The organism is Klebsiella sp. Q2 (genome assembly GCF_009900705.1).
GTDB lineage: Bacteria > Pseudomonadota > Gammaproteobacteria > Enterobacterales > Enterobacteriaceae > Klebsiella > Klebsiella quasipneumoniae.
The window spans coordinates 294675-313865 of the sequence record NZ_JAAABE010000007.1 but is presented as its reverse complement, the minus strand read 5'-3'; the positions used below and the strand labels follow the sequence as shown (position 1 = coordinate 313865).

Sequence of the window (19191 nt, the reverse complement as noted above, 5' to 3'; positions counted from 1 at the left end):
TCGGGAGCAAGTGTGAGCAGCAAAGTTGAGCAACTGCATCAGCAGTTAAAAGAACGTATTCTGGTTCTGGATGGGGGCATGGGCACCATGATCCAGGGCTATCGTCTGAGTGAGCAGGACTTTCGCGGTGAGCGCTTTGCTGGCTGGCCGTGCGACCTGAAAGGCAACAACGACCTGCTGGTGCTCAGCAAGCCCGAGGTGATCCGTGAGATCCACGACGCCTACTTCGAGGCCGGCGCGGATATCATTGAGACCAACACCTTTAACTCGACAACCATCGCGATGGCGGATTACCAGATGGAATCCCTGTCGGCAGAGATCAACTTTGCGGCGGCGAAGCTGGCCCGCGCCAGCGCCGACGCCTGGACGGCCCGCACGCCGGAAAAACCGCGCTACGTCGCGGGCGTGCTTGGCCCAACTAACCGCACCGCCTCCATTTCGCCTGATGTGAACGATCCGGCGTTCCGTAATATTACCTTTGACCAGCTGGTGGCCGCCTATCGCGAATCCACCCGGGCGCTGGTGGAAGGTGGCGTGGATCTGATCCTGATTGAAACGGTATTTGATACCCTGAATGCCAAAGCGGCCATCTATGCGGTAAAAGAGGAGATGGAGGCGCTGGGCGTTGACCTGCCGCTGATGATCTCCGGCACCATTACCGATGCCTCCGGCCGCACGCTTTCCGGGCAGACCACCGAAGCTTTCTATAACTCGCTGCGCCACGCCGAAGCCTTATCGTTTGGTCTGAACTGCGCCCTCGGGCCGGACGAACTGCGCCAGTACGTCCAGGAGCTCTCGCGCATCGCTGAATGCTACGTCACCGCGCACCCGAACGCCGGCCTGCCCAACGCCTTCGGCGAATACGATCTGGATGCCGATACCATGGCGGCGCAGATCCGCGAATGGGCGGAAGCCGGTTTCCTTAATATCGTCGGCGGCTGCTGCGGTACGACCCCGGAGCATATCGCCGCCATGAGCCGGGCGGTAGCGGGCCTGCCGCCGCGCCAGCTGCCGGAAATCGCGGTGGCCTGCCGCCTCGCCGGCCTGGAGCCGCTCAATATCGGCGATGACAGCCTGTTCGTTAACGTCGGCGAACGTACCAACGTTACCGGCTCGGCGAAATTTAAACGCTTAATCAAAGAAGAGAAGTACAGCGAAGCGCTGGACGTCGCGCGTCAGCAGGTGGAAAGCGGCGCGCAGATTATCGATATCAACATGGACGAGGGGATGCTCGACGCAGAAGCGGCGATGGTGCGCTTCCTCAACCTGATTGCCGGCGAGCCGGACATTGCCCGCGTGCCGATCATGATCGACTCCTCCAAGTGGGAAGTTATTGAGAAAGGCCTGAAATGCATTCAGGGCAAAGGCATCGTTAACTCGATTTCGATGAAAGAGGGCGTCGAACCCTTTATCCACCATGCGAAACTGGTTCGCCGCTACGGCGCTGCGGTAGTGGTGATGGCCTTTGACGAAGTGGGCCAGGCTGATACCCGCGAACGTAAAATTGAGATTTGCCGTCGCGCCTACAAAATCCTCACCGAAGAGGTCGGCTTCCCGCCAGAAGATATTATCTTTGACCCGAATATCTTTGCGGTGGCGACCGGTATCGAAGAACACAATAACTATGCCCAGGACTTTATCGGCGCCTGCGAAGACATCAAACGCGAGCTGCCGCATGCGCTGATCTCCGGCGGGGTCTCCAACGTCTCCTTCTCTTTCCGCGGCAATGACCCGGTTCGTGAGGCGATCCACGCCGTATTCCTCTACTATGCGATCCGCAACGGCATGGATATGGGGATCGTCAATGCCGGTCAGCTGGCCATCTATGATGACCTGCCGGGCGAGCTGCGCGACGCGGTGGAGGACGTGATCCTCAACCGCCGCGATGACAGCACCGAAAGATTGCTCGAACTGGCGGAAAAATATCGCGGCAGTAAAGTCGACGACGGCGCCAATGCCCAGCAGGCGGAGTGGCGCAGCTGGGAGGTGAAAAAACGCCTCGAATATTCGCTGGTGAAGGGCATTACCGAATTTATCGAACAGGACACCGAAGAAGCGCGTCAGCAGGCTGCCCGCCCGATTGAGGTGATCGAAGGGCCGCTGATGGACGGCATGAACGTGGTCGGCGATCTGTTCGGCGAAGGCAAAATGTTCCTGCCGCAGGTGGTGAAATCCGCTCGCGTCATGAAACAGGCGGTGGCCTACCTTGAGCCGTTTATCGAAGCCAGTAAAGAACAGGGCTCCAGTAACGGCAAAATGGTGATTGCCACGGTAAAAGGCGACGTTCATGACATCGGCAAAAACATCGTCGGCGTGGTGCTGCAGTGTAATAACTACGAAATCATCGATCTTGGCGTGATGGTCCCGGCGGATAAAATTCTCAAAACCGCCAAAGAGGTAAACGCGGATCTCATCGGCCTTTCCGGGCTGATTACCCCGTCGCTCGACGAGATGGTTAACGTGGCGAAAGAGATGGAGCGTCAGGGCTTTACCATCCCGCTGCTTATTGGCGGCGCGACCACCTCGAAAGCGCATACGGCGGTGAAAATCGAGCAGAACTACAGCGGCCCGACCGTTTACGTACAGAACGCCTCGCGCACCGTCGGGGTGGTGGCTGCGCTGCTCTCGGATACGCAGCGCGATGAGTTTGTCGCCCGCACGCGCAAAGAGTATGAAACCGTGCGTATCCAGCATGGACGTAAAAAACCGCGCACCCCGCCGGTGACCCTGGCGGCCGCACGGGAAAACGATCTGGCCTTTGACTGGGAGAGCTATACGCCGCCGGTGGCCCATCGCCTGGGGATTCAGGAGGTGGAAGCCAGTATCGAGACGCTACGCAATTACATCGACTGGACGCCGTTCTTTATGACCTGGTCGCTGGCGGGTAAATATCCGCGCATTCTGGAAGATGAAGTGGTAGGGGAAGAGGCGCAGCGCCTGTTCAAAGACGCTAACGAGCTGCTGGATAAACTGAGCGCAGAGAAAACCCTCAACCCGCGCGGCGTGGTGGGCCTGTTCCCGGCCAACCGCGTTGGCGACGATATTGAAATCTATCGCGATGAAACCCGCACCCATGTGCTGACGGTGAGCCATCACCTGCGCCAGCAGACGGAGAAGGTCGGCTTCGCCAACTACTGCCTCGCCGACTTTGTGGCGCCGAAGCTGAGCGGCAAAGCGGACTACATCGGCGCCTTCGCCGTCACCGGCGGCCTGGAAGAGGACGCGCTGGCGGAGGCCTATGAAGCGCAGCATGACGACTATAACAAGATCATGATCAAGGCCATCGCCGATCGTCTGGCGGAAGCCTTCGCCGAGTATCTGCACGAGAAAGTGCGCAAGGTCTACTGGGGATATGCGGCCAATGAGAACCTCAGCAATGAGGAACTTATTCGCGAGAATTACCAGGGGATCCGTCCGGCGCCGGGGTATCCGGCCTGTCCGGAGCACACTGAAAAAGGCACCATCTGGCAGTTGCTGGACGTCGAAGCCCATACCGGCATGAAGCTTACCGAATCGTTCGCCATGTGGCCGGGGGCATCGGTTTCCGGCTGGTATTTCAGCCATCCGGACAGCAAGTACTTCGCCGTGGCGCAGATCCAGCGCGACCAGGTCGAAGACTACGCGCGGCGTAAAGGGATGACCCCGGCGGAAGTCGAGCGCTGGTTAGCCCCTAATCTGGGCTATGATGCGGACTAGTCGTCATTTTTCCTTACAACTAACAAGGCGCTCTGTGAGCGCCTTGTCTCTTTATTGAGGTTAACCCCTTATACTGAGATAGGTTCCAGAACGTCGGAACACCTATAACGATAAGGAGAAGCTGATTCCGTGTTAACTCTGCTACACCTGTTGTCCGCGGTCGCTCTGCTGGTGTGGGGCACGCATATCGTGCGTACCGGGGTGATGCGCGTCTATGGCGCTCGCCTACGTACCGTTCTCAGTAGCAGCGTAGAAAAAAAGCCGCTCGCCTTCTGCGCGGGTCTTGGCGTGACTGCGCTGGTACAAAGCAGCAATGCCACCACCATGCTGGTGACCTCGTTTGTCGCCCAGGATTTAGTGGGCCTCACGCCGGCGCTGGTGATGGTGCTGGGCGCCGACGTTGGGACGGCGCTGATGGCGAGGGTACTGACCTTCGACCTGTCGTGGCTGTCGCCGTTGTTGATATTTATCGGGGTGATTTTCTTCCTCGGCCGCAAGCAGACCCGCGCCGGGCAGCTGGGGCGAGTGGGGATCGGCCTTGGGCTGATCCTGTTGGCCCTGGAGCTGATTGTGCAGGCCGTCCACCCCATTACCCAGGCCAACGGCGTGCAGGTGATTTTTGCCTCGCTGACCGGGGATATCATGCTGGATGCCTTGATTGGCGCTGTATTCGCGATCATTAGCTACTCCAGCCTGGCGGCGGTGCTGCTGACCGCGACGCTGACCGCGGCGGGAGCGATCTCTTTCCCGGTGGCGCTGTGCCTGGTGATTGGCGCCAACCTGGGATCGGGGCTGTTGGCGATGCTCAACAACAGCGCGGCGAACGCGGCGGCGCGCCGGGTGGCGCTGGGCAGCCTGCTGTTTAAGCTGGTGGGGAGCCTGATCATTCTGCCGTTCGTCCATCCGCTGGCCGCGGCGATGCACAAGCTGCCGTTGGCGGAGTCTGAGCTGGTTATCTACTTTCACGTCTTTTATAACCTGCTGCGCTGCATCGCGATGGTGCCCTTTGCCGGACCGATGGCGAAGCTGTGCCAGCGCATGATCCGCGATGAACCCGAGCTGGATAACCATCTCAAACCCAAGCATCTTGACCCGTCGGCGCTGGACACCCCGGCGCTGGCGCTAGCCAACGCCGCACGCGAGACGCTGCGCATTGGCGACGCGATGGAGCAAATGATGGAGAGCCTGCATAAGGTGATGCATGGCGAACCGCGTCAGGAGAAAGAACTGCGCCGCATGGCGGACGATATCAACGTCCTCTACACCGCCATTAAGCTCTATCTGGCGCGAATGCCAAAGGATGAGCTGGCGGAAGAAGAGTCCCGGCGCTGGGCGGAAATTATTGAGATGTCGTTAAACCTCGAGCAGGCCTCCGATATCGTCGAGCGGATGGGCAGCGAGATCGCCGATAAATCGCTGGCGGCGCGTCGCGCCTTCTCGGTGGAAGGGTTAAAGGAGCTGGACGCCCTGTACGATCTGCTGCTCAGCAATCTGCAGCTGGCGATGTCGGTCTTCTTCTCCAGCGATGTGCCGAGCGCTCGTCGCCTGCGGCGCAGCAAACACCGGTTCCGCATTCTTAACCGCCGCTACTCGCATGCGCACGTTGACCGTCTGCATCAGCAGAACGTGCAGAGTATCGAAACCAGTACGTTGCATCTGGCGCTGCTGGGGGATATGAAGCGCCTGAACAGCCTGTTCTGCTCGGTGGCTTACAGCGTGATGGAGCAACCGGATGAAGACGACGAACGGGATGACTACTGAGCCATTCCCCGGCGACGCTGTGCTAACCGGGGTTTTGCGTTTGGACGTCCCGTTGAGGCAGCCCGGATAAGGCGCAATGCGCCGCTATCCGGGAAACGTTAGCCACCCAGCCTCAGAAGCGGTGGCCCGCAGGCAGGGTTATCGCTTCTTCCCCCGCTTTGAACAACAGCGTCGGGTTCGGGCCACCGAGCGTCGCGTGACCATCGGTGACCTGGATCCAGTTTCCTTCCGGCAAACCAATCACCGTTAATTCCGGCGCCACGACCAGCAGTTCGCGGATACGCTGTTCGCGGGTTTCGCCCTGATGCCCGGTCGGCAACGCGTTGGTGAAGTGCGGGTTAATCTGTAGCGGGAACAGCCCCAGCGCATCAAATCCCTGCGGATCGACAATCGGCATATCGTTGGTGGTGCGAATGGTCGGGCAGGCGAGGTTTGAACCTGCGCTCCAGCCGATATACAGCGCCCCGCGTTTGACGACATCGACAATCGGCGCCAACAGACCGCGACTGCGGCACGCTTTCAACAGCTGGAAGGTGTTCCCGCCGCCAACGATCACCATCTCGGTGCTTTCAATGGCGGCGATAGGGTCGTCGACGCTGTGGATACCGGTTACGCTGACCGCCATGGGCGCCATAACCGCAGCCACTTTGGCCGTGTAATCATCCCAGGATTGCGTCACGCCAGCGAAGGGGATGAATACCGCCTTACGGCGCCCTTTGACCTGACCGGCAATCAGCGGCAGGGCGTGTTCCAGCCAGGCTTTCCCCGGCAGCGTGGAGTTACTGAGTAACAGCAGTTCCATCTTTTCTTCCTGTTTTAAAAATATTATTGAAGCAGAAATTCTAGCATCGCCCCCATACCGGCGCGCTGATATGGCGCATGATGTAGGTAAGCGGAATGCTGTTCACAAGCCCGACGAAGCTTCTGGATAATGAATCATACAATCCAGGTTTTTTCTCGCCCACAAGGTAGGGTATATTTCGCTTTTACAGGAGAATCTATGCTGCCCGACTCATCAACCCGATTAAACAAATACATCAGTGAAAGCGGCATCTGCTCGCGTCGCGAAGCGGACCGCTTTATTGAACAAGGCAACGTCTTTATCAATGGCAAGCGCGCCACGATTGGCGATCAGGTGAAGCCTGGCGACCTGGTCAAAGTTAACGGACGGTTGATTGAGCCGCGCGAAGCGGATGATCTGGTGCTGATTGCGCTGAATAAGCCGGTCGGCATTGTGAGCACCACAGAAGACGGCGAGCGCGACAACATTGTCGATTTCGTCAACCACAGCAAGCGTATCTTCCCTATCGGCCGTCTGGATAAAGACTCCCAGGGGCTGATTTTCCTCACCAATCATGGCGACCTGGTGAATAAGATCCTGCGTGCCGGCAACGACCATGAAAAAGAGTATCTGGTTACGGTCGATAAGCCGGTGACCGATGAGTTCATTCGCGGCATGGGCGCGGGGGTACCGATTCTCGGGACCGTGACCAAAAAATGTAAGGTAAAGAAAGAAGCGCCGTTCGTTTTCCGCATCACCCTTGTGCAGGGGTTAAACCGCCAGATCCGTCGCATGTGCGAGCACTTTGGCTATGAAGTGACGAAGCTTGAGCGTACGCGGATCATGAACGTCAGCCTGACGGGGATCCCGTTGGGTGAGTGGCGCGATCTGACCGATGACGAGCTGATCGACCTGTTCAAGCTGATTGAAAACTCCTCTTCCGAAGCGAAGCCGAAAGCGAAGCCGAAGGCCAAAGCGGCGACCCCCGGGATCAAGCGCCCGGTGGTGAAGGTGGAAAATAGCAACGATAAAGGCCGCCCGGCTGGCAACGGCAAACGTTTCACCCAGCCGGGACGTAAAAAGAAAGGGCGCTAACGCCTGCCGCGGGTCGGCGTATTCGCCGACCAGGAAAAGGTTGCTTCCTTATCCGTCTTATAAGCCTGCTGTTTTTTCACCTGGCGGGCTTTCTTCGCTTCCGCTTCGCGCTGCGCCATCAGCTTATCGATATATTCCTTTTTCACGCTGTTCGTTTCCGCATTGCTCAGCGGGCGGCCGTGCGCAATGCGCGCGCGGTCAAGCAGCGTTTTCAATTCGCGCTGTTCGCGCTCGGTCATCTCTTTTTGTGTAATTCGGGGGAGTGCCATGGTGGTGCCCTCAGTCAGACCAGAGCACCCAGTGTACGGTAATCAGCGCAAAATAGAACGCATCCGGAAAGCGCCTCGCAGAATATTTCCCTCGTTCGTGACCCGTGAGGTGAACTGGCTTAGGGTAACGGCACGGTCAACCTGTTATCGACGATAAATATCGGGCGAGTGGTGTATAAAATTTTATACAAGGATGTGGTATGCTCAATCAGCAACCGAGATTAAGGCGTATCGTCTGGATGGGCTCTTCCTTTGACGATCTGCGCCAGTTTCCTGAGGACGTCCGCAGAGATGCCGGATTCCAGCTTTATCGTTTACAGTCGGGTTTAGAGGCTGCGGACTGGAAAGCAATGCCTCAACTGGGGCGGGGGGTTGAAGAAATCCGCCTGCGCCACTTTTCCGGTGCATATCGGGTAATTTATCTGGCCCGTTTTGCAGAGGCGATATATGTCCTGCACTGTTTTAACAAAAAGACGCGACGGACCGCCGAACACGAAAAACAGATTGTCAGAAGCCGTTTGCGGGTTATACAGCAGGAACACAGGAGTCATAAATGAATCGTAAGAGTGTGGATGGTATCCGTCATGTGACCTCTGAAGAGAGCAATATATTCAGTGAACTGGGCTTTGATGATGCTGACGCAGAGCAGCTTCGCGGACAAGCGGAAAAAGAAGTTGAGCAGTTGATGGCGCTTAAACGACAGTTAATGCAGGAAATCGCTGAGTGGATAGATGAACATCAATTGAAGCAGGCCGATGCTGCCGCGAAGTTGAGCATTTCGCGCCCACGCATTTCAGATGTGGTCAATCAGAAAACCAGTAAGTTTACCCTGGATGCGTTAGTCATGATGTTAATGAAGTTAGGTAAACCAGTACGTTTGCAGATTGGATAACGCACACGCCCGGGCCTGCGCCCGGACGTGTCACGCTCAGCGCTTGCTGGCTTTTTTGGCGATGGGCTTCCCTGACCAGTATCCGGCCAGCAGCGAACCGGACAGGTTATGCCAGACGGAGAACAGGGCTCCCGGCAGCGCCGCCAGCGGGCCGAAGTAAATTTTACCCAGCGCGGCCGCCAGGCCGGAGTTCTGCATCCCTACCTCGATCGCCAGCGTACGGCAGGTGGATTCATCAAAACCAAACAGACGTCCGCCCCAGTAGCCGCCGAGCAGGCCAATGGTGTTATGCAGGATCACCGCGATAATCACCACCAGGCCAACGGACGCGATATGGGCCGCGGAACCTGCCACCACCGCGCTGATGATCGCCAGAATGCACACCATCGAGAAAGCGGGGAGGAACGGTTCCACCGCTTTCACCACCTTCGGCAGCAGATGATGGACAATCAGCCCCAGGGCGATGGGAATGACCACAATCTGCAGAATGCTCAGCAACATCCCCATGACGTCGACCTGAATGTGCGCGTCGACGTACAGACGGGTCAGCAGCGGCGTCGCGATGACGCCGACCAGGGTGGAGACCGAGGAGATAGTCACCGACAGCGCCACGTCCCCTTTGGCCAGAAAGATCATCACGTTGGAGGCCGTCCCGCTGGCGACGCTGCCCACCAGCACCATCCCGGCGGAGAGCTCCGGCGGCATATGAAACAGCAGCGCCAGCAGCCAGGCGGCGAGCGGCATCACCAGATAGTGCAGAAATATCCCTGCAGCGACCGGCGCCGGACGCGACAGGACGCGTTTGAAATCCGCCAGCTTTAGATGTACCCCCATACCGAACATAATCAGCATCAGCAGGGTGGTAACCCACGGGCCGATCGGGGTGAAAGTGGTGGGGGTGTAATAGGCCAGAACGGAGAGCAGCAGTGCCCATAACGGGAACAGCCGCGTCAGAGTTGCGAGCATGTTGTGTTCCTTGCGATACGCAAACCGGCCGCGCCGAACCGGTAGGGCGGCGAGCTGGTCAGCTGGTTGTGTTGATGTTGTTATAAAAAAGCCGGGTTCGAGCCCGGCTATAGGTATTGTTTATCGTGCTAAGGAATTTTATTCAAACAAATTATGATGCAACGTCTGCACCACCTTCTCCGCATCGGCGCCAGGGACCAGGAAGCAGAGGTTGTGGCTGGATGCGCCATAGCAGATCATGCGGATGTTAAACGGATCAAGGACGCCAAACACCTCTTTGCCGACGCCGCAGGCTTTCGACAGCTCGTTGCCGATCAGGGCAACCAGCGCCAGGTCTTCTTCCACTTCCACGCGACACAGCGAGGAGAGCTCGGTCAGCAGCGCCTGGGTCAGCAGGGTATCGCCCGCAGAGGTTGAGCCAGTGGTGTCCATGGTCAGGGCCACGCTCACTTCGGAGGTGGTGATCAAATCGACGGAGATGTTATGGCGCGCCAGAATACCGAACACTTCGGCGAGGAAGCCGCGGGAGTGCAGCATATTCAGGCTGTGCAGCGTCAGCAGCGTCTGGCGGCGGCGCAGCGCCAGCGCGCGGAACAGCGGCGGGTTCTCGGTGGTTTTACACACCAGCGTACCGCCCGCTTTCGGTTCTTTACTGGAGCCGACAAATACCGGGATATCGCTGCGCACGGCAGGCAGCAGGGTCGCCGGGTGCAGCACTTTGGCGCCAAAGGTGGCCATTTCCGCCGCCTCTTCAAAGGCGATGACGTCGATGCGTTTCGCCGCTGGCGCGACGCGCGGGTCGGTCGTATAGATCCCGGGCACATCGGTCCAGATATCGACGCGGGTGGCATTCAGCGCTTCGCCGAGCAGAGCGGCGGTATAATCGCTGCCGCCGCGGCCGAGGGTGGTGGTGCGGCCCTTCGCTTCGCTGCCGATAAAGCCCTGCGTCACCACCAGGCCTTCCGCGAGACGCGGCGTCAGCTGCTGCTGGGTCAGTTCGGCGACAGCGGCGATATCCGGTTCGGCGCGGCCAAAGCGATCGTTAGTGCGCAGCACTTTACGGGCGTCAAACCACTGCGCCTGAATTCCGCGTTCACGCAGAATCTCCACAAACAGCAGGGTGGACATCAGTTCGCCATGGCTGACCAGTTCGTCAGTCAGCGCGCTAGAGGAGGCGAGCGCGGCGGCTTCCGCCAGCGTGGTGATATTTTCCAGCAGGCGCTCAATCTCTTCGCGGATCACGTTGGGATAGCGCAAACGCTCCAGAATATTGAACTGGATCTGGCGCAGAGCGTCCAACTGGGAAAAACGTTCGGTGGGTTCCAGCCCTTCCGCTAAGGCCACCAGAATGTTGGTCACGCCGGCAGAGGCGGAGAGCACAACAATACGGGTATTGGCATCAAGCAGCGCCACATCAATGCTGCGGTTCATCGCGTCAAAATCAGCAACGCTGGTGCCGCCAAATTTGGCGACGACTAAATCTGTCATAACAACCTCGTGTCAGGGGGCCTGACTTATTAAAACGATTCCTGAACACCGATCCTGGCAGGGGCTGGATGCCGCCGGATCGCAACAAAATGTCTTAATAAGCCAGGCCAAATTATTCAGCCATGGCACAAGGGAAGAGCGATAAACAGGGTGGCGCAGAATGATAAACAACTACGATGTCACCCAGAAGTGCTCCACCTTGTAGACCCGACTCACCGCTCTGGGCGCTGAAGTGTTCGGGTATGAAACGCCCGACTGCGAACGTTTCTGGTGACAACCCAGGGGATTCAGCCCCTGTGGCCGGTGAGGAGCGTAACCAGACGCTCTTTCACCTCGGCGTTGCTCCCCCTCACGTATTTTCGCCGGACTGGTTCCTCCAATACGGTTACCTGGGCAACGCACCTCTTCTGGCAATTACCGACGTCTTTCACCTGGCCGGGGGAATAAGGACATTATATCCCCCGCGAATACCCTTTCGCTGTAGCGTGAAATGCGCGAGCAATAGATACTTACAATACGTAAGCACTGCGGATATATAAAGGCTTAACGCCAGCTATGTCAACGCTGCGGTTATGCGGATTTTTCATGCCCCTGCGGCTAACAGAAAAAAGCCTTATGATAGCTATACTAATGGGGCTTTTTACTCCGTTTTGACCCGATTCCTGACCGGCGTCAGGGACAAGTCACAAAAATCATCACAATTTTCCGTCACCGGCGCTACAATCGACCGAAGTCACAATCTCAAATCAGAAGAGTATTGCTAATGAAAAACATCAACCCAACGCAGACCTCTGCCTGGCAGGCATTACAGAAACACTTCGACGAAATGAAAGATGTCACTATCAGCGAGCTGTTCGCCAAAGATAGCGACCGTTTTTCTAAGTTTTCCGCGACGTTTGACGATCTGATGCTGGTGGACTTCTCCAAAAACCGCATCACCGAAGAGACGCTGGCTAAACTGCAGGATCTGGCGAAAGAGACCGACCTGGCGGGCGCCATCAAGTCGATGTTCTCCGGTGAAAAGATCAACCGCACCGAAGATCGCGCGGTACTCCACGTCGCGCTGCGCAACCGCAGCAACACGCCGATTGTGGTTGATGGCAAAGATGTGATGCCGGAAGTGAACGCTGTGCTGGAGAAGATGAAAACCTTCTCTGAAGCGATTATCTCCGGTAGCTGGAAAGGCTACACCGGCAAACCGATCACCGACGTGGTCAACATTGGTATCGGCGGCTCCGACCTCGGTCCGTTCATGGTCACCGAAGCGCTGCGTCCGTATAAAAACCACCTCAACATGCACTTTGTCTCCAACGTCGATGGCACCCACATTGCCGAAGTGCTGAAGAGCGTCAATCCGGAAACCACCCTGTTCCTGGTCGCGTCCAAAACCTTCACCACCCAGGAGACCATGACCAACGCCCACAGCGCGCGCGACTGGTTCCTGGCGACCGCGGGCGACGACAAGCACGTGGCTAAACACTTCGCGGCGCTCTCCACCAACGCGAAAGCGGTTGGCGAGTTCGGCATCGACACCGCCAACATGTTCGAATTCTGGGACTGGGTTGGCGGCCGTTACTCCCTGTGGTCGGCGATTGGCCTGTCCATCATTCTCTCCGTGGGCTTCGACAACTTCGTTGAGCTGCTGTCCGGCGCGCATGCGATGGATAAACACTTCTCCACCACCCCGGCGGAGAAAAACCTGCCGGTACTGCTGGCGCTGATCGGTATCTGGTACAACAACTTCTTCGGGGCAGAAACCGAAGCGATTCTGCCGTACGACCAGTACATGCACCGTTTTGCCGCCTACTTCCAGCAGGGCAACATGGAGTCCAATGGTAAGTATGTTGACCGTAACGGCCACGCCGTGGACTACCAGACGGGTCCGATCATCTGGGGCGAGCCGGGCACCAACGGTCAGCACGCGTTCTACCAGCTGATCCATCAGGGCACCAAAATGGTACCGTGCGATTTCATCGCCCCGGCTATCACCCACAACCCGCTCTCCGATCATCATCCGAAGCTGCTGTCCAACTTCTTCGCCCAGACCGAAGCCCTGGCCTTCGGTAAATCCCGTGAGGTGGTGGAGCAGGAATATCGCGATCAGGGTAAAGATCCGGCGACCCTGGAGCACGTGGTGCCGTTCAAAGTGTTCGAAGGCAACCGCCCGACTAACTCCATCCTGCTGCGTGAGATCACCCCGTTCAGCCTCGGGGCGCTGATTGCTCTGTACGAGCACAAAATCTTCACCCAGGGCGCGATCCTCAACATCTTCACTTTCGACCAGTGGGGCGTTGAGCTGGGCAAACAGCTGGCTAACCGCATCCTGCCGGAGCTGAAAGACGGCAGCGAAGTCAGCAGCCACGACAGCTCCACTAACGGTCTGATTAACCGTTATAAAGCCTGGCGCGCATAACGCTTGCGCAGCTAAGACGGAATGCCGACCTTATGGTCGGCATTTTTTTTACAGCCGTCGCAGCAGGCGGGCTGGATTCCCCGCCCACACGCCTTTCTCGGTGATGGACTTCGTCACCACGCTGCCCGCGCCAATCACCACGCCGTCGCAGATACTGACGGCCAGAATCGTGGCGCCGCTACCGATCGACACGTCGTCGCCAATCTCAATCCGCCCCCAACTGGCGCGGTCGGCGTTTGGTTTGCCGTCGCGAAACAGATCGTTGGCGAACATCACCCCGTGACCGATAAAACAGCGCCGGCCAATGGTGACGTATTCGCAGATAAAGGTATGGGACTGGATTTTACTCTCCGCGCCGATGCAGGTATTCCCCTGGATCTCAACGAATGGCCCTACGAAGACGTTATCGCCCAGCGTGCAGTTATACAGGTTGGCGGGCTGGTAAATAACGACATTTTCACCACAAACGACGTTACGTACGCCGGTGTCACGAAGCTCAGGCATAGTTCCTCTCATAGCGGTTTGGCCAGAATATGTAAGGTGCTTTGCTGGCTGGCGGAATGAAAAGTTGCGTCTCTGATGTGCTGCATCCCCTGGCGTTCGTAAAAACGGCGCGCGGCGGGATTCGCGGCGAGTACTTCCAGCCACAGCCAGCTTTCACCGGCCGTTTTTGCTCGCGTCTCGACGGCGTGAAAAATCTGCTCGCCGTAGCGGTGGCCAGTCTCCCCCGGCATCATGTAGAGCTTATGCAGCAGCGTACCCGTCGTGCCGTCGTCAGCCATTCGCTGTTGATAGCTATATTTAGCGAAACCAACGGGGGAAGCGGCTTCGGCGATGAGCCAATGATGGTTGGCATCGGTAAGACTCCGATGTAGCGCATCTTCGGCATATTCTTGCTTAAGAAATAACGCCAGTTCATCGGCATTGCGCCAGAGATGGGCGAAGTGGTGCTGGTAACTGGCATAACCCATCGCGCTCAGTTGTGGCGCGTCGTCGGGTAATGCCTTTCGGATAGTCAACATGCTGCGTTCCTCGGGTCATTCAGTGGCTATAGTGCCTGTAATATGAACAACGTGGAACGACAAAAATCGGTGGGGAAGGGGCTGGAGGTTCTTCCTCCAGCCGGGGGGTTAACGGGCGAAAGCGATCGCTTCGATTTCGACGCCAGCGTCTTTCGGTAACCTGGCCACTTCCACGCAGGAGCGCGCCGGAAAGGCCGCCTGATGTTCGGTAAAGAAGGCCTCGTAGGCGGCATTAATGGCGGCAAAATCCGCCAGGTCTTTCACAAACACCGTGGTTTTGACGATCTGACCAACGCTGAGGCCGGCGGCTTCGACGATGGCTTTCACGTTCTCCAGCGACTGGCGCGTCTGTTCGGCAATGTCGTCGGGCATGGTGCCGTCCTGCGGATTAATGGGCAGCTGGCCGGAGGTGAGGGTCATCGCGCCGAGATTGACGCCCTGAACGTACGGACCGATCGCGGCGGGTGCGTCAGCGGTAGTAATAATCATGTGGTTACCCCTTCAAACAGTTACAGAAAATAATTCAATAGCACCAGCGAGCCGACGCCGCTGACCACCACCCACACCAGACCTAAACGGAAGCTGGCGAGCGTACAGATAATGGCGGCGATCACCTTCGGGTTTTTTAAGTCGAACTCCATGCTGGAATTCACGCTCAGGATCTGAATGGTGATGATGGCCGGCAGGACGGTGACCGGCACGAAGCGCAATGTTTTGGTCACCCGCTCAGACATCTGGATCTTGCCGGCCAGGCCGATAAACGAGAAACGAATAAGAAAAGTGACCGCGGCCATGCCCAGCGTCAGGGCGATAAAATAGCTATTACTCATTTTCCAGCGCCTCCACTAACGGCATATCGGATTCGGTTGTTGCCCTCTGCTTGCGCTCTTCCGCCAGGTCGACGCACAGGCCGACGAGGACGCCGAGCACGGAGGCGACGACGATACCCAGCGAGTAGGGCAGGACCACTAACAGCACGCCGGAAACGGCGGCCACTACCGCGGCGACGGTGCAGGCCTGGCTTTTAATTTGCGGCACCACGATGGCGATAAAGGCGGCGACCATGGCGAAATCGAGACCGTATTTTTCAATGTGGGGAAACGAGGCGCCGACCAGCGCGCCAAGAAAATCGGCCAGCACCCAAATCGCCCAGAAGGTGATCATCGCCGAGCCATAAAACAGATATTTTTCCTTTTTATTTCCTTCCATCTCTTTAACGGTGGTGGCATACACCTCGTCGGTGAGCGCATAGGACATAAAGCATTTTTTAAAGAATGAGGCTTCGCGCACGGTACCGGAAATAGAGGCGCTATACAGCACGTGGCGAAGATTAATAATTAATGTGGTGAAAATAATCACGCCGAGCGTGGCGCCGGTTTTTAACATATTCAGTGCCAGCATCTGCGCCGAGCCGGCAATCACAATCGCCGACCACGCGGTACTTTGCCAGACGCTCATTCCGGCGCTGACGCTTAACGCGCCAACAATGAACGAGAAAGGAAAGTCCCCGATGCACAGGGGCATAATGGCGCTGGCGCCGCGTAATATGACTTTTTTATTCATCGTAAAATACCTGTTGGTGCAGGCAATAAATCATTATTGCGTGGGGTACAAAAGGGCTGGTCTTATTTGCTGACCATAATGCGAATGATCTCTTTATCAGTTTGCGCCATAGGCTTAATCACGAGGCGGCACAGGTTATTAATCGACTGTTCGACGTCGGCGCAGACAATGCCGTCGTTGGCGCTGGCGCAGCGGTTTTGCATCGCCATCAATACAGATTTAAAGGCGCTGGAAACCACCGAGGACACTTTCATCGCGCAGCTGTTGGAGGCGCCATCACAAATCATGCCGGTAACATCGCTAATCATATTGATGATGGCGGTGTTGATGGTTTCGATATTGCGGGTAAACAGCCATGCCATACCGGCGGCGGCGCCCATGGCGGCGGTGGAGGCCGCGCACAGTGCGGACAGGCGGGTATAGCGCGAATGGATGGAAATGGCCGTCAGATGTGAGAGCGCCAGCGCGCGAGCGAGCGTCTCTTCATCGGCATTCAGATGCTCGGCGACGGTTACCACCGGCATGGTTGCCGCGATCCCCTGGTTGCCAGAGCCGAAGTTCGACATAGCCACCACCGGGGCGCCTCCCATACGCGCATCGGAAGCCGCGACGGTGTTGATAATGACCTCACTCATTAAGTCATTGCTTAACAAACCATTTTTAACGGCTTCAGAGAATGTTCCGTTAATATTCAACCCATACTTTTTCGATTTTCCTTCTGCAGCCAGTGCGCTATTGAGGCGGGCGGCTTCCAGAATAAACGTAATATTCTCAACCGGGGTGGAGATAATAAAGTCATACGCTTCCTGGAGAGAGAAAGTTGGCAGTTCGGCCTGCGCTGTGGCGCTATTTTCCCCGGCGTGTAATGGCTGCTGTTCGCCATTAATATATAACTCGACCACATTGGTATGCGTGCCTTTTACCACGACGCGACAGGTCTGGTCACCGGCGCTGAGGGTGAGATCGAGATGAATAAAGTCAGGCGTGTCCTGGACGTCAATATTAACGTGGCCGGCGTCCACCAGCGCTTGTGCCTGTTCCACATGCTGTGAAGTAATGCCTGCCAGGGTCTGTAATCCCTTATCGGCATCGCCGCCAAAGGCGCCGATGGCGGCGGCCAGCGCGACGCCATTCACTGTCGTGCCGGGAATCGTGACACCCGTGGCGTTTTTATACAGGTTGGCAGAAATAAAACCGCGAATTTTTTCGCAGGGTATCGCTAAATGTTTCGCGGCGTAAGCGGTGGTAAATGAAATAGCAACGGGTTCAGTACAACCTAATGCTGGTACGACTTCTCGCTGTAGCCAGCGAATAAAAAGAGAGGATGTTTGGTCAGACATTATTATGATTCTTGGACGTAAGATGATGAGGAAATATGCTAAGGGAATCGGCAGAAAAAAACTTTCTCAAATAACCCTTTATTTATTAAGGTCTGGAGAAAAATTTTATTTTTAGCCATATCTAAACATGCAGGCTTGTATGTAAATTAAGCTATTGATTAACAATGGTTGTATAAGCAAATTTTTATGCAAATCATGGGAATCAGTTATGTCGATCACACGCCGTTAAGGAGAGCATTTTTCTCTTTTGCCGAAATCCTGCCCTGAGGGCGCAAAAATTTAAAGCCCACGCGGTGAGGGGTAACTGTAGATCTGGATCACACTTTTGCGCTATACCGGACGCAACACGGACTGATTATGAGGTGTGAATATGTCGTCGGTTTATCGCCCACTGGTGAATTTTATCGCCACTGCGATGCAAACGGTTTTGAATCTTGGGCTGCTGTGCCTGGGGATTATCCTGATCGTCTTCCTCGGTAAAGAGACGCTGCATCTGGCCGATGTCCTCTTTACCCCGGAGCCGACCAGTAAGTACCGGCTGGTGGAAGGTCTGGTGGTCTACTTTCTCTACTTCGAGTTTATCGCGCTGATCGTCAAGTATTTTCAGTCGGGGTTCCATTTCCCGCTGCGCTATTTTGTCTATATCGGCATCACCGCGATTGTGCGTCTGATCATCATCGACCATGAGTCGCCGATGGCGGTACTTATTTATTCCGCCGCAATCCTGATCCTGGTGATTACGCTCTGGCTGTGTAACTCTAATCGCCTGAAACGCGAATAAAAAAAAGCGGCCTCAAGGGCCGCTGACCAACAGTCACAAATAGAATTTATGTAGGGTCCAGTTGAGGATAGCAGTGGCATTGGCCTTACTTTTTCAGCTGAGGGCGACGGCGACAATACCCGGTTGGGGTCGTGTATTGCGGCTAGACCGTCGGCCCTCCTCTGAAATTTGGGGCCGGTGTTACAAAAAACTTAACCTTTCACCCCGCCCGCCGTCAGGCCGTTCACCAGCCAGCGCTGCGCCAGCAGGAACACGACCGTAATCGGGATGGCGGAGAGTACCGCCGCGGCGGCAAAGTCGCCCCACAGATAGTTCTGCGGGTTGAGATACTGTTGCATACCTACCGCCAGGGTATAGCTGTTCACATCGCGCAGCAGCAGCGAGGCGACCGGCACTTCGGTGATAGCCGCGATGAACGACAGAATAAAGACCACCGCCAGAATCGGCACCGACAGCGGCAGCAGTACGAGGCGGAACGCCTGCCATGGGGTCGCGCCATCCAGCGCCGCCGCTTCTTCCAGCGAGCCATCGATGGTTTCGAAGTAGCCTTTGATGGTCCAGACGTGCAGGGCGATACCGCCCATGTAGGCAAAGATCACGCCGCCGTGGGTGTTGAGGCCGACGAACGGGATGTACTGGCCCAGGCGGTCAAACAACGCGTACAGCGCCACCAGCGACAGCACCGCCGGGAACATCTGGAAAATCAACATCCCTTTCAGCAGGGTCGCTTTCCCCGGGAAGCGCATACGGGCAAAAGCGTAGGCGCAGGTGGTGGAGAGGGCGACGATACCGATCGCGGTGATCCCGGCGACCTTAATCGAGTTCCACAGCCACAGCAGGACCGGGAACGGCGGCGGCGTGACGCGGCCATCCGCGTGTTCGACGCTGAAGCCTAACGCCAGACGCCAGTGCTCCCAGGAGATGGTATCCGGGATCAGGCTGCCGGTGGCGAAGTTACCCTCGCGCAGCGAGATGGCGATAACCATCAGCAGCGGAAACATAATCGCCGCGATAAAAATCAGTAGCAGGAGATGCGTGGTAAATAAACGTAGCTTCTGCGATTTGGGTTGGACCATAGCCATTGTAATTTTACTCCCCTTGACTTCGCACCAGGCTATTTTGCT

General features: G+C 56.7%; 18 protein-coding genes and 1 riboswitch. Of the genes, 7 read left to right on the top strand and 11 right to left on the bottom strand.

What is annotated here, in order from left to right; all coding sequences use genetic code 11:
* Positions 1-12 precede the first annotated feature (12 nt).
* Positions 13-3696 (top strand): methionine synthase, encoded by a 3684-nt coding sequence (gene metH / locus GT756_RS23730; RefSeq protein ID WP_160125104.1) that lies wholly within the window; start codon positions 13-15, stop codon positions 3694-3696.
* Between the two features lie 129 nt (positions 3697-3825).
* Positions 3826-5457 carry a Na/Pi cotransporter family protein gene (locus tag GT756_RS23725; RefSeq protein WP_023319475.1) on the top strand — a complete coding sequence of 544 codons (1632 nt, stop codon included), beginning with the start codon at positions 3826-3828 and terminating at the stop codon, positions 5455-5457.
* Positions 5458-5569: 112 nt separating this feature from the next.
* On the opposite strand, the gene pepE is transcribed toward GT756_RS23725, so the two are convergent.
* Positions 5570-6259 (bottom strand): dipeptidase PepE, encoded by a 690-nt coding sequence (gene pepE / locus GT756_RS23720; protein ID WP_004206823.1) that lies wholly within the window; start codon positions 6257-6259, stop codon positions 5570-5572.
* A 198-nt stretch (positions 6260-6457) separates the two neighbouring features.
* Between pepE and rluF the strand changes: the two genes are divergently transcribed.
* The gene (gene rluF, locus GT756_RS23715; protein WP_017900131.1) at positions 6458-7333 is read left to right on the top strand and encodes a 23S rRNA pseudouridine(2604) synthase RluF; all 876 of its coding nucleotides are present in this window, start codon (positions 6458-6460) and stop codon (positions 7331-7333) included.
* Here the strand turns inward: rluF and GT756_RS23710 are convergent.
* On the bottom strand, positions 7330-7602 hold the full coding sequence (locus GT756_RS23710; protein WP_004177859.1) for a DUF3811 domain-containing protein: 273 nt from the start codon (positions 7600-7602) through the stop codon (positions 7330-7332). The genes rluF and GT756_RS23710 overlap by 4 nt on opposite strands.
* A 200-nt stretch (positions 7603-7802) precedes the next feature.
* Here GT756_RS23710 and GT756_RS23705 point away from each other — a divergent pair, with 200 nt between their 5' ends.
* Together GT756_RS23705 and GT756_RS23700 are read left to right on the top strand one after the other, a co-directional pair.
* Entirely contained in the window at positions 7803-8159 is a 357-nt protein-coding gene (locus GT756_RS23705; RefSeq protein ID WP_004206820.1) for a type II toxin-antitoxin system RelE/ParE family toxin, read from the top strand.
* Positions 8156-8494, top strand: a complete 339-nt coding sequence (locus GT756_RS23700) for a helix-turn-helix domain-containing protein (RefSeq protein WP_004206819.1) — start codon at positions 8156-8158, stop codon at positions 8492-8494. The genes GT756_RS23705 and GT756_RS23700 overlap by 4 nt, the downstream gene beginning before the upstream one ends.
* 36 nt (positions 8495-8530) lie before the next feature.
* On the opposite strand, the gene panS is transcribed toward GT756_RS23700, so the two are convergent.
* Entirely contained in the window at positions 8531-9460 is a 930-nt protein-coding gene (panS, locus tag GT756_RS23695) for a ketopantoate/pantoate/pantothenate transporter PanS (protein WP_017900130.1), read from the bottom strand.
* 138 nt (positions 9461-9598) lie between these two features.
* Positions 9599-10948, bottom strand: coding sequence for a lysine-sensitive aspartokinase 3 (gene lysC, locus GT756_RS23690; protein WP_017900129.1), 1350 nt, complete (start codon positions 10946-10948; stop codon positions 9599-9601).
* A gap of 179 nt (positions 10949-11127) precedes the next feature.
* Positions 11128-11363, bottom strand: a riboswitch (Lysine riboswitch).
* A gap of 348 nt (positions 11364-11711) precedes the next feature.
* Here lysC and pgi point away from each other — a divergent pair.
* The gene (pgi, locus tag GT756_RS23685; RefSeq protein ID WP_004206271.1) at positions 11712-13361 is read left to right on the top strand and encodes a glucose-6-phosphate isomerase; all 1650 of its coding nucleotides are present in this window, start codon (positions 11712-11714) and stop codon (positions 13359-13361) included.
* Positions 13362-13409: 48 nt separating this feature from the next.
* On the opposite strand, the gene GT756_RS23680 is transcribed toward pgi, so the two are convergent.
* The 6 genes from GT756_RS23680 to GT756_RS23655 form a co-directional block, all read right to left on the bottom strand.
* The gene (locus GT756_RS23680; protein ID WP_135731551.1) at positions 13410-13865 is read right to left on the bottom strand and encodes an acyltransferase; all 456 of its coding nucleotides are present in this window, start codon (positions 13863-13865) and stop codon (positions 13410-13412) included.
* 8 nt (positions 13866-13873) lie between these two features.
* Complete coding sequence (locus tag GT756_RS23675; protein ID WP_080936246.1) at positions 13874-14383, bottom strand: GNAT family N-acetyltransferase; 510 nt, start codon at positions 14381-14383, stop codon at positions 13874-13876.
* A gap of 108 nt (positions 14384-14491) precedes the next feature.
* Entirely contained in the window at positions 14492-14872 is a 381-nt protein-coding gene (locus GT756_RS23670) for a RidA family protein (RefSeq protein ID WP_080936245.1), read from the bottom strand.
* 20 nt (positions 14873-14892) lie between these two features.
* Complete coding sequence (locus tag GT756_RS23665) at positions 14893-15213, bottom strand: AzlD domain-containing protein (protein WP_004206276.1); 321 nt, start codon at positions 15211-15213, stop codon at positions 14893-14895.
* The gene (locus tag GT756_RS23660; RefSeq protein WP_160125103.1) at positions 15206-15946 is read right to left on the bottom strand and encodes an AzlC family ABC transporter permease; all 741 of its coding nucleotides are present in this window, start codon (positions 15944-15946) and stop codon (positions 15206-15208) included. Before GT756_RS23660 ends, GT756_RS23665 begins: the two co-directional genes overlap by 8 nt.
* A gap of 62 nt (positions 15947-16008) precedes the next feature.
* Complete coding sequence (locus GT756_RS23655; protein ID WP_049093095.1) at positions 16009-17286, bottom strand: serine dehydratase subunit alpha family protein; 1278 nt, start codon at positions 17284-17286, stop codon at positions 16009-16011.
* Between the two features lie 370 nt (positions 17287-17656).
* Here GT756_RS23655 and psiE point away from each other — a divergent pair, with 370 nt between their 5' ends.
* Positions 17657-18067: a phosphate-starvation-inducible protein PsiE gene (psiE, locus tag GT756_RS23650; RefSeq protein WP_004206282.1), complete on the top strand. Its 411-nt coding sequence runs from the start codon at positions 17657-17659 to the stop codon at positions 18065-18067.
* Between the two features lie 191 nt (positions 18068-18258).
* On the opposite strand, the gene malG is transcribed toward psiE, so the two are convergent.
* A complete protein-coding gene (malG, locus tag GT756_RS23645; RefSeq protein ID WP_002884725.1) occupies positions 18259-19149 on the bottom strand; it encodes a maltose ABC transporter permease MalG in 891 nt (296 codons plus the stop codon).
* Positions 19150-19191 lie beyond the last annotated feature (42 nt).

Excerpts from the sequence above, each read along its gene's own strand:
- pepE (WP_004206823.1), bottom strand. The coding sequence starts at position 6,259 with ATGGAACTGCTGTTACTCAGTAACTCCACGCTGCCGGGGAAAGCCTGG.
- rluF (WP_017900131.1), top strand. The coding sequence starts at position 6,458 with ATGCTGCCCGACTCATCAACCCGATTAAACAAATACATCAGTGAAAGC.
- GT756_RS23710 (WP_004177859.1), bottom strand. The coding sequence starts at position 7,602 with ATGGCACTCCCCCGAATTACACAAAAAGAGATGACCGAGCGCGAACAG.
- GT756_RS23705 (WP_004206820.1), top strand. The coding sequence starts at position 7,803 with ATGCTCAATCAGCAACCGAGATTAAGGCGTATCGTCTGGATGGGCTCT.
- GT756_RS23700 (WP_004206819.1), top strand. The coding sequence starts at position 8,156 with ATGAATCGTAAGAGTGTGGATGGTATCCGTCATGTGACCTCTGAAGAG.
- panS (WP_017900130.1), bottom strand. The coding sequence starts at position 9,460 with ATGCTCGCAACTCTGACGCGGCTGTTCCCGTTATGGGCACTGCTGCTC.
- lysC (WP_017900129.1), bottom strand. The coding sequence starts at position 10,948 with ATGACAGATTTAGTCGTCGCCAAATTTGGCGGCACCAGCGTTGCTGAT.
- pgi (WP_004206271.1), top strand. The coding sequence starts at position 11,712 with ATGAAAAACATCAACCCAACGCAGACCTCTGCCTGGCAGGCATTACAG.
- GT756_RS23680 (WP_135731551.1), bottom strand. The coding sequence starts at position 13,865 with ATGCCTGAGCTTCGTGACACCGGCGTACGTAACGTCGTTTGTGGTGAA.
- GT756_RS23675 (WP_080936246.1), bottom strand. The coding sequence starts at position 14,383 with ATGTTGACTATCCGAAAGGCATTACCCGACGACGCGCCACAACTGAGC.
- GT756_RS23670 (WP_080936245.1), bottom strand. The coding sequence starts at position 14,872 with ATGATTATTACTACCGCTGACGCACCCGCCGCGATCGGTCCGTACGTT.
- GT756_RS23665 (WP_004206276.1), bottom strand. The coding sequence starts at position 15,213 with ATGAGTAATAGCTATTTTATCGCCCTGACGCTGGGCATGGCCGCGGTC.
- GT756_RS23660 (WP_160125103.1), bottom strand. The coding sequence starts at position 15,946 with ATGAATAAAAAAGTCATATTACGCGGCGCCAGCGCCATTATGCCCCTG.
- GT756_RS23655 (WP_049093095.1), bottom strand. The coding sequence starts at position 17,286 with ATGTCTGACCAAACATCCTCTCTTTTTATTCGCTGGCTACAGCGAGAA.
- psiE (WP_004206282.1), top strand. The coding sequence starts at position 17,657 with ATGTCGTCGGTTTATCGCCCACTGGTGAATTTTATCGCCACTGCGATG.
- malG (WP_002884725.1), bottom strand. The coding sequence starts at position 19,149 with ATGGCTATGGTCCAACCCAAATCGCAGAAGCTACGTTTATTTACCACG.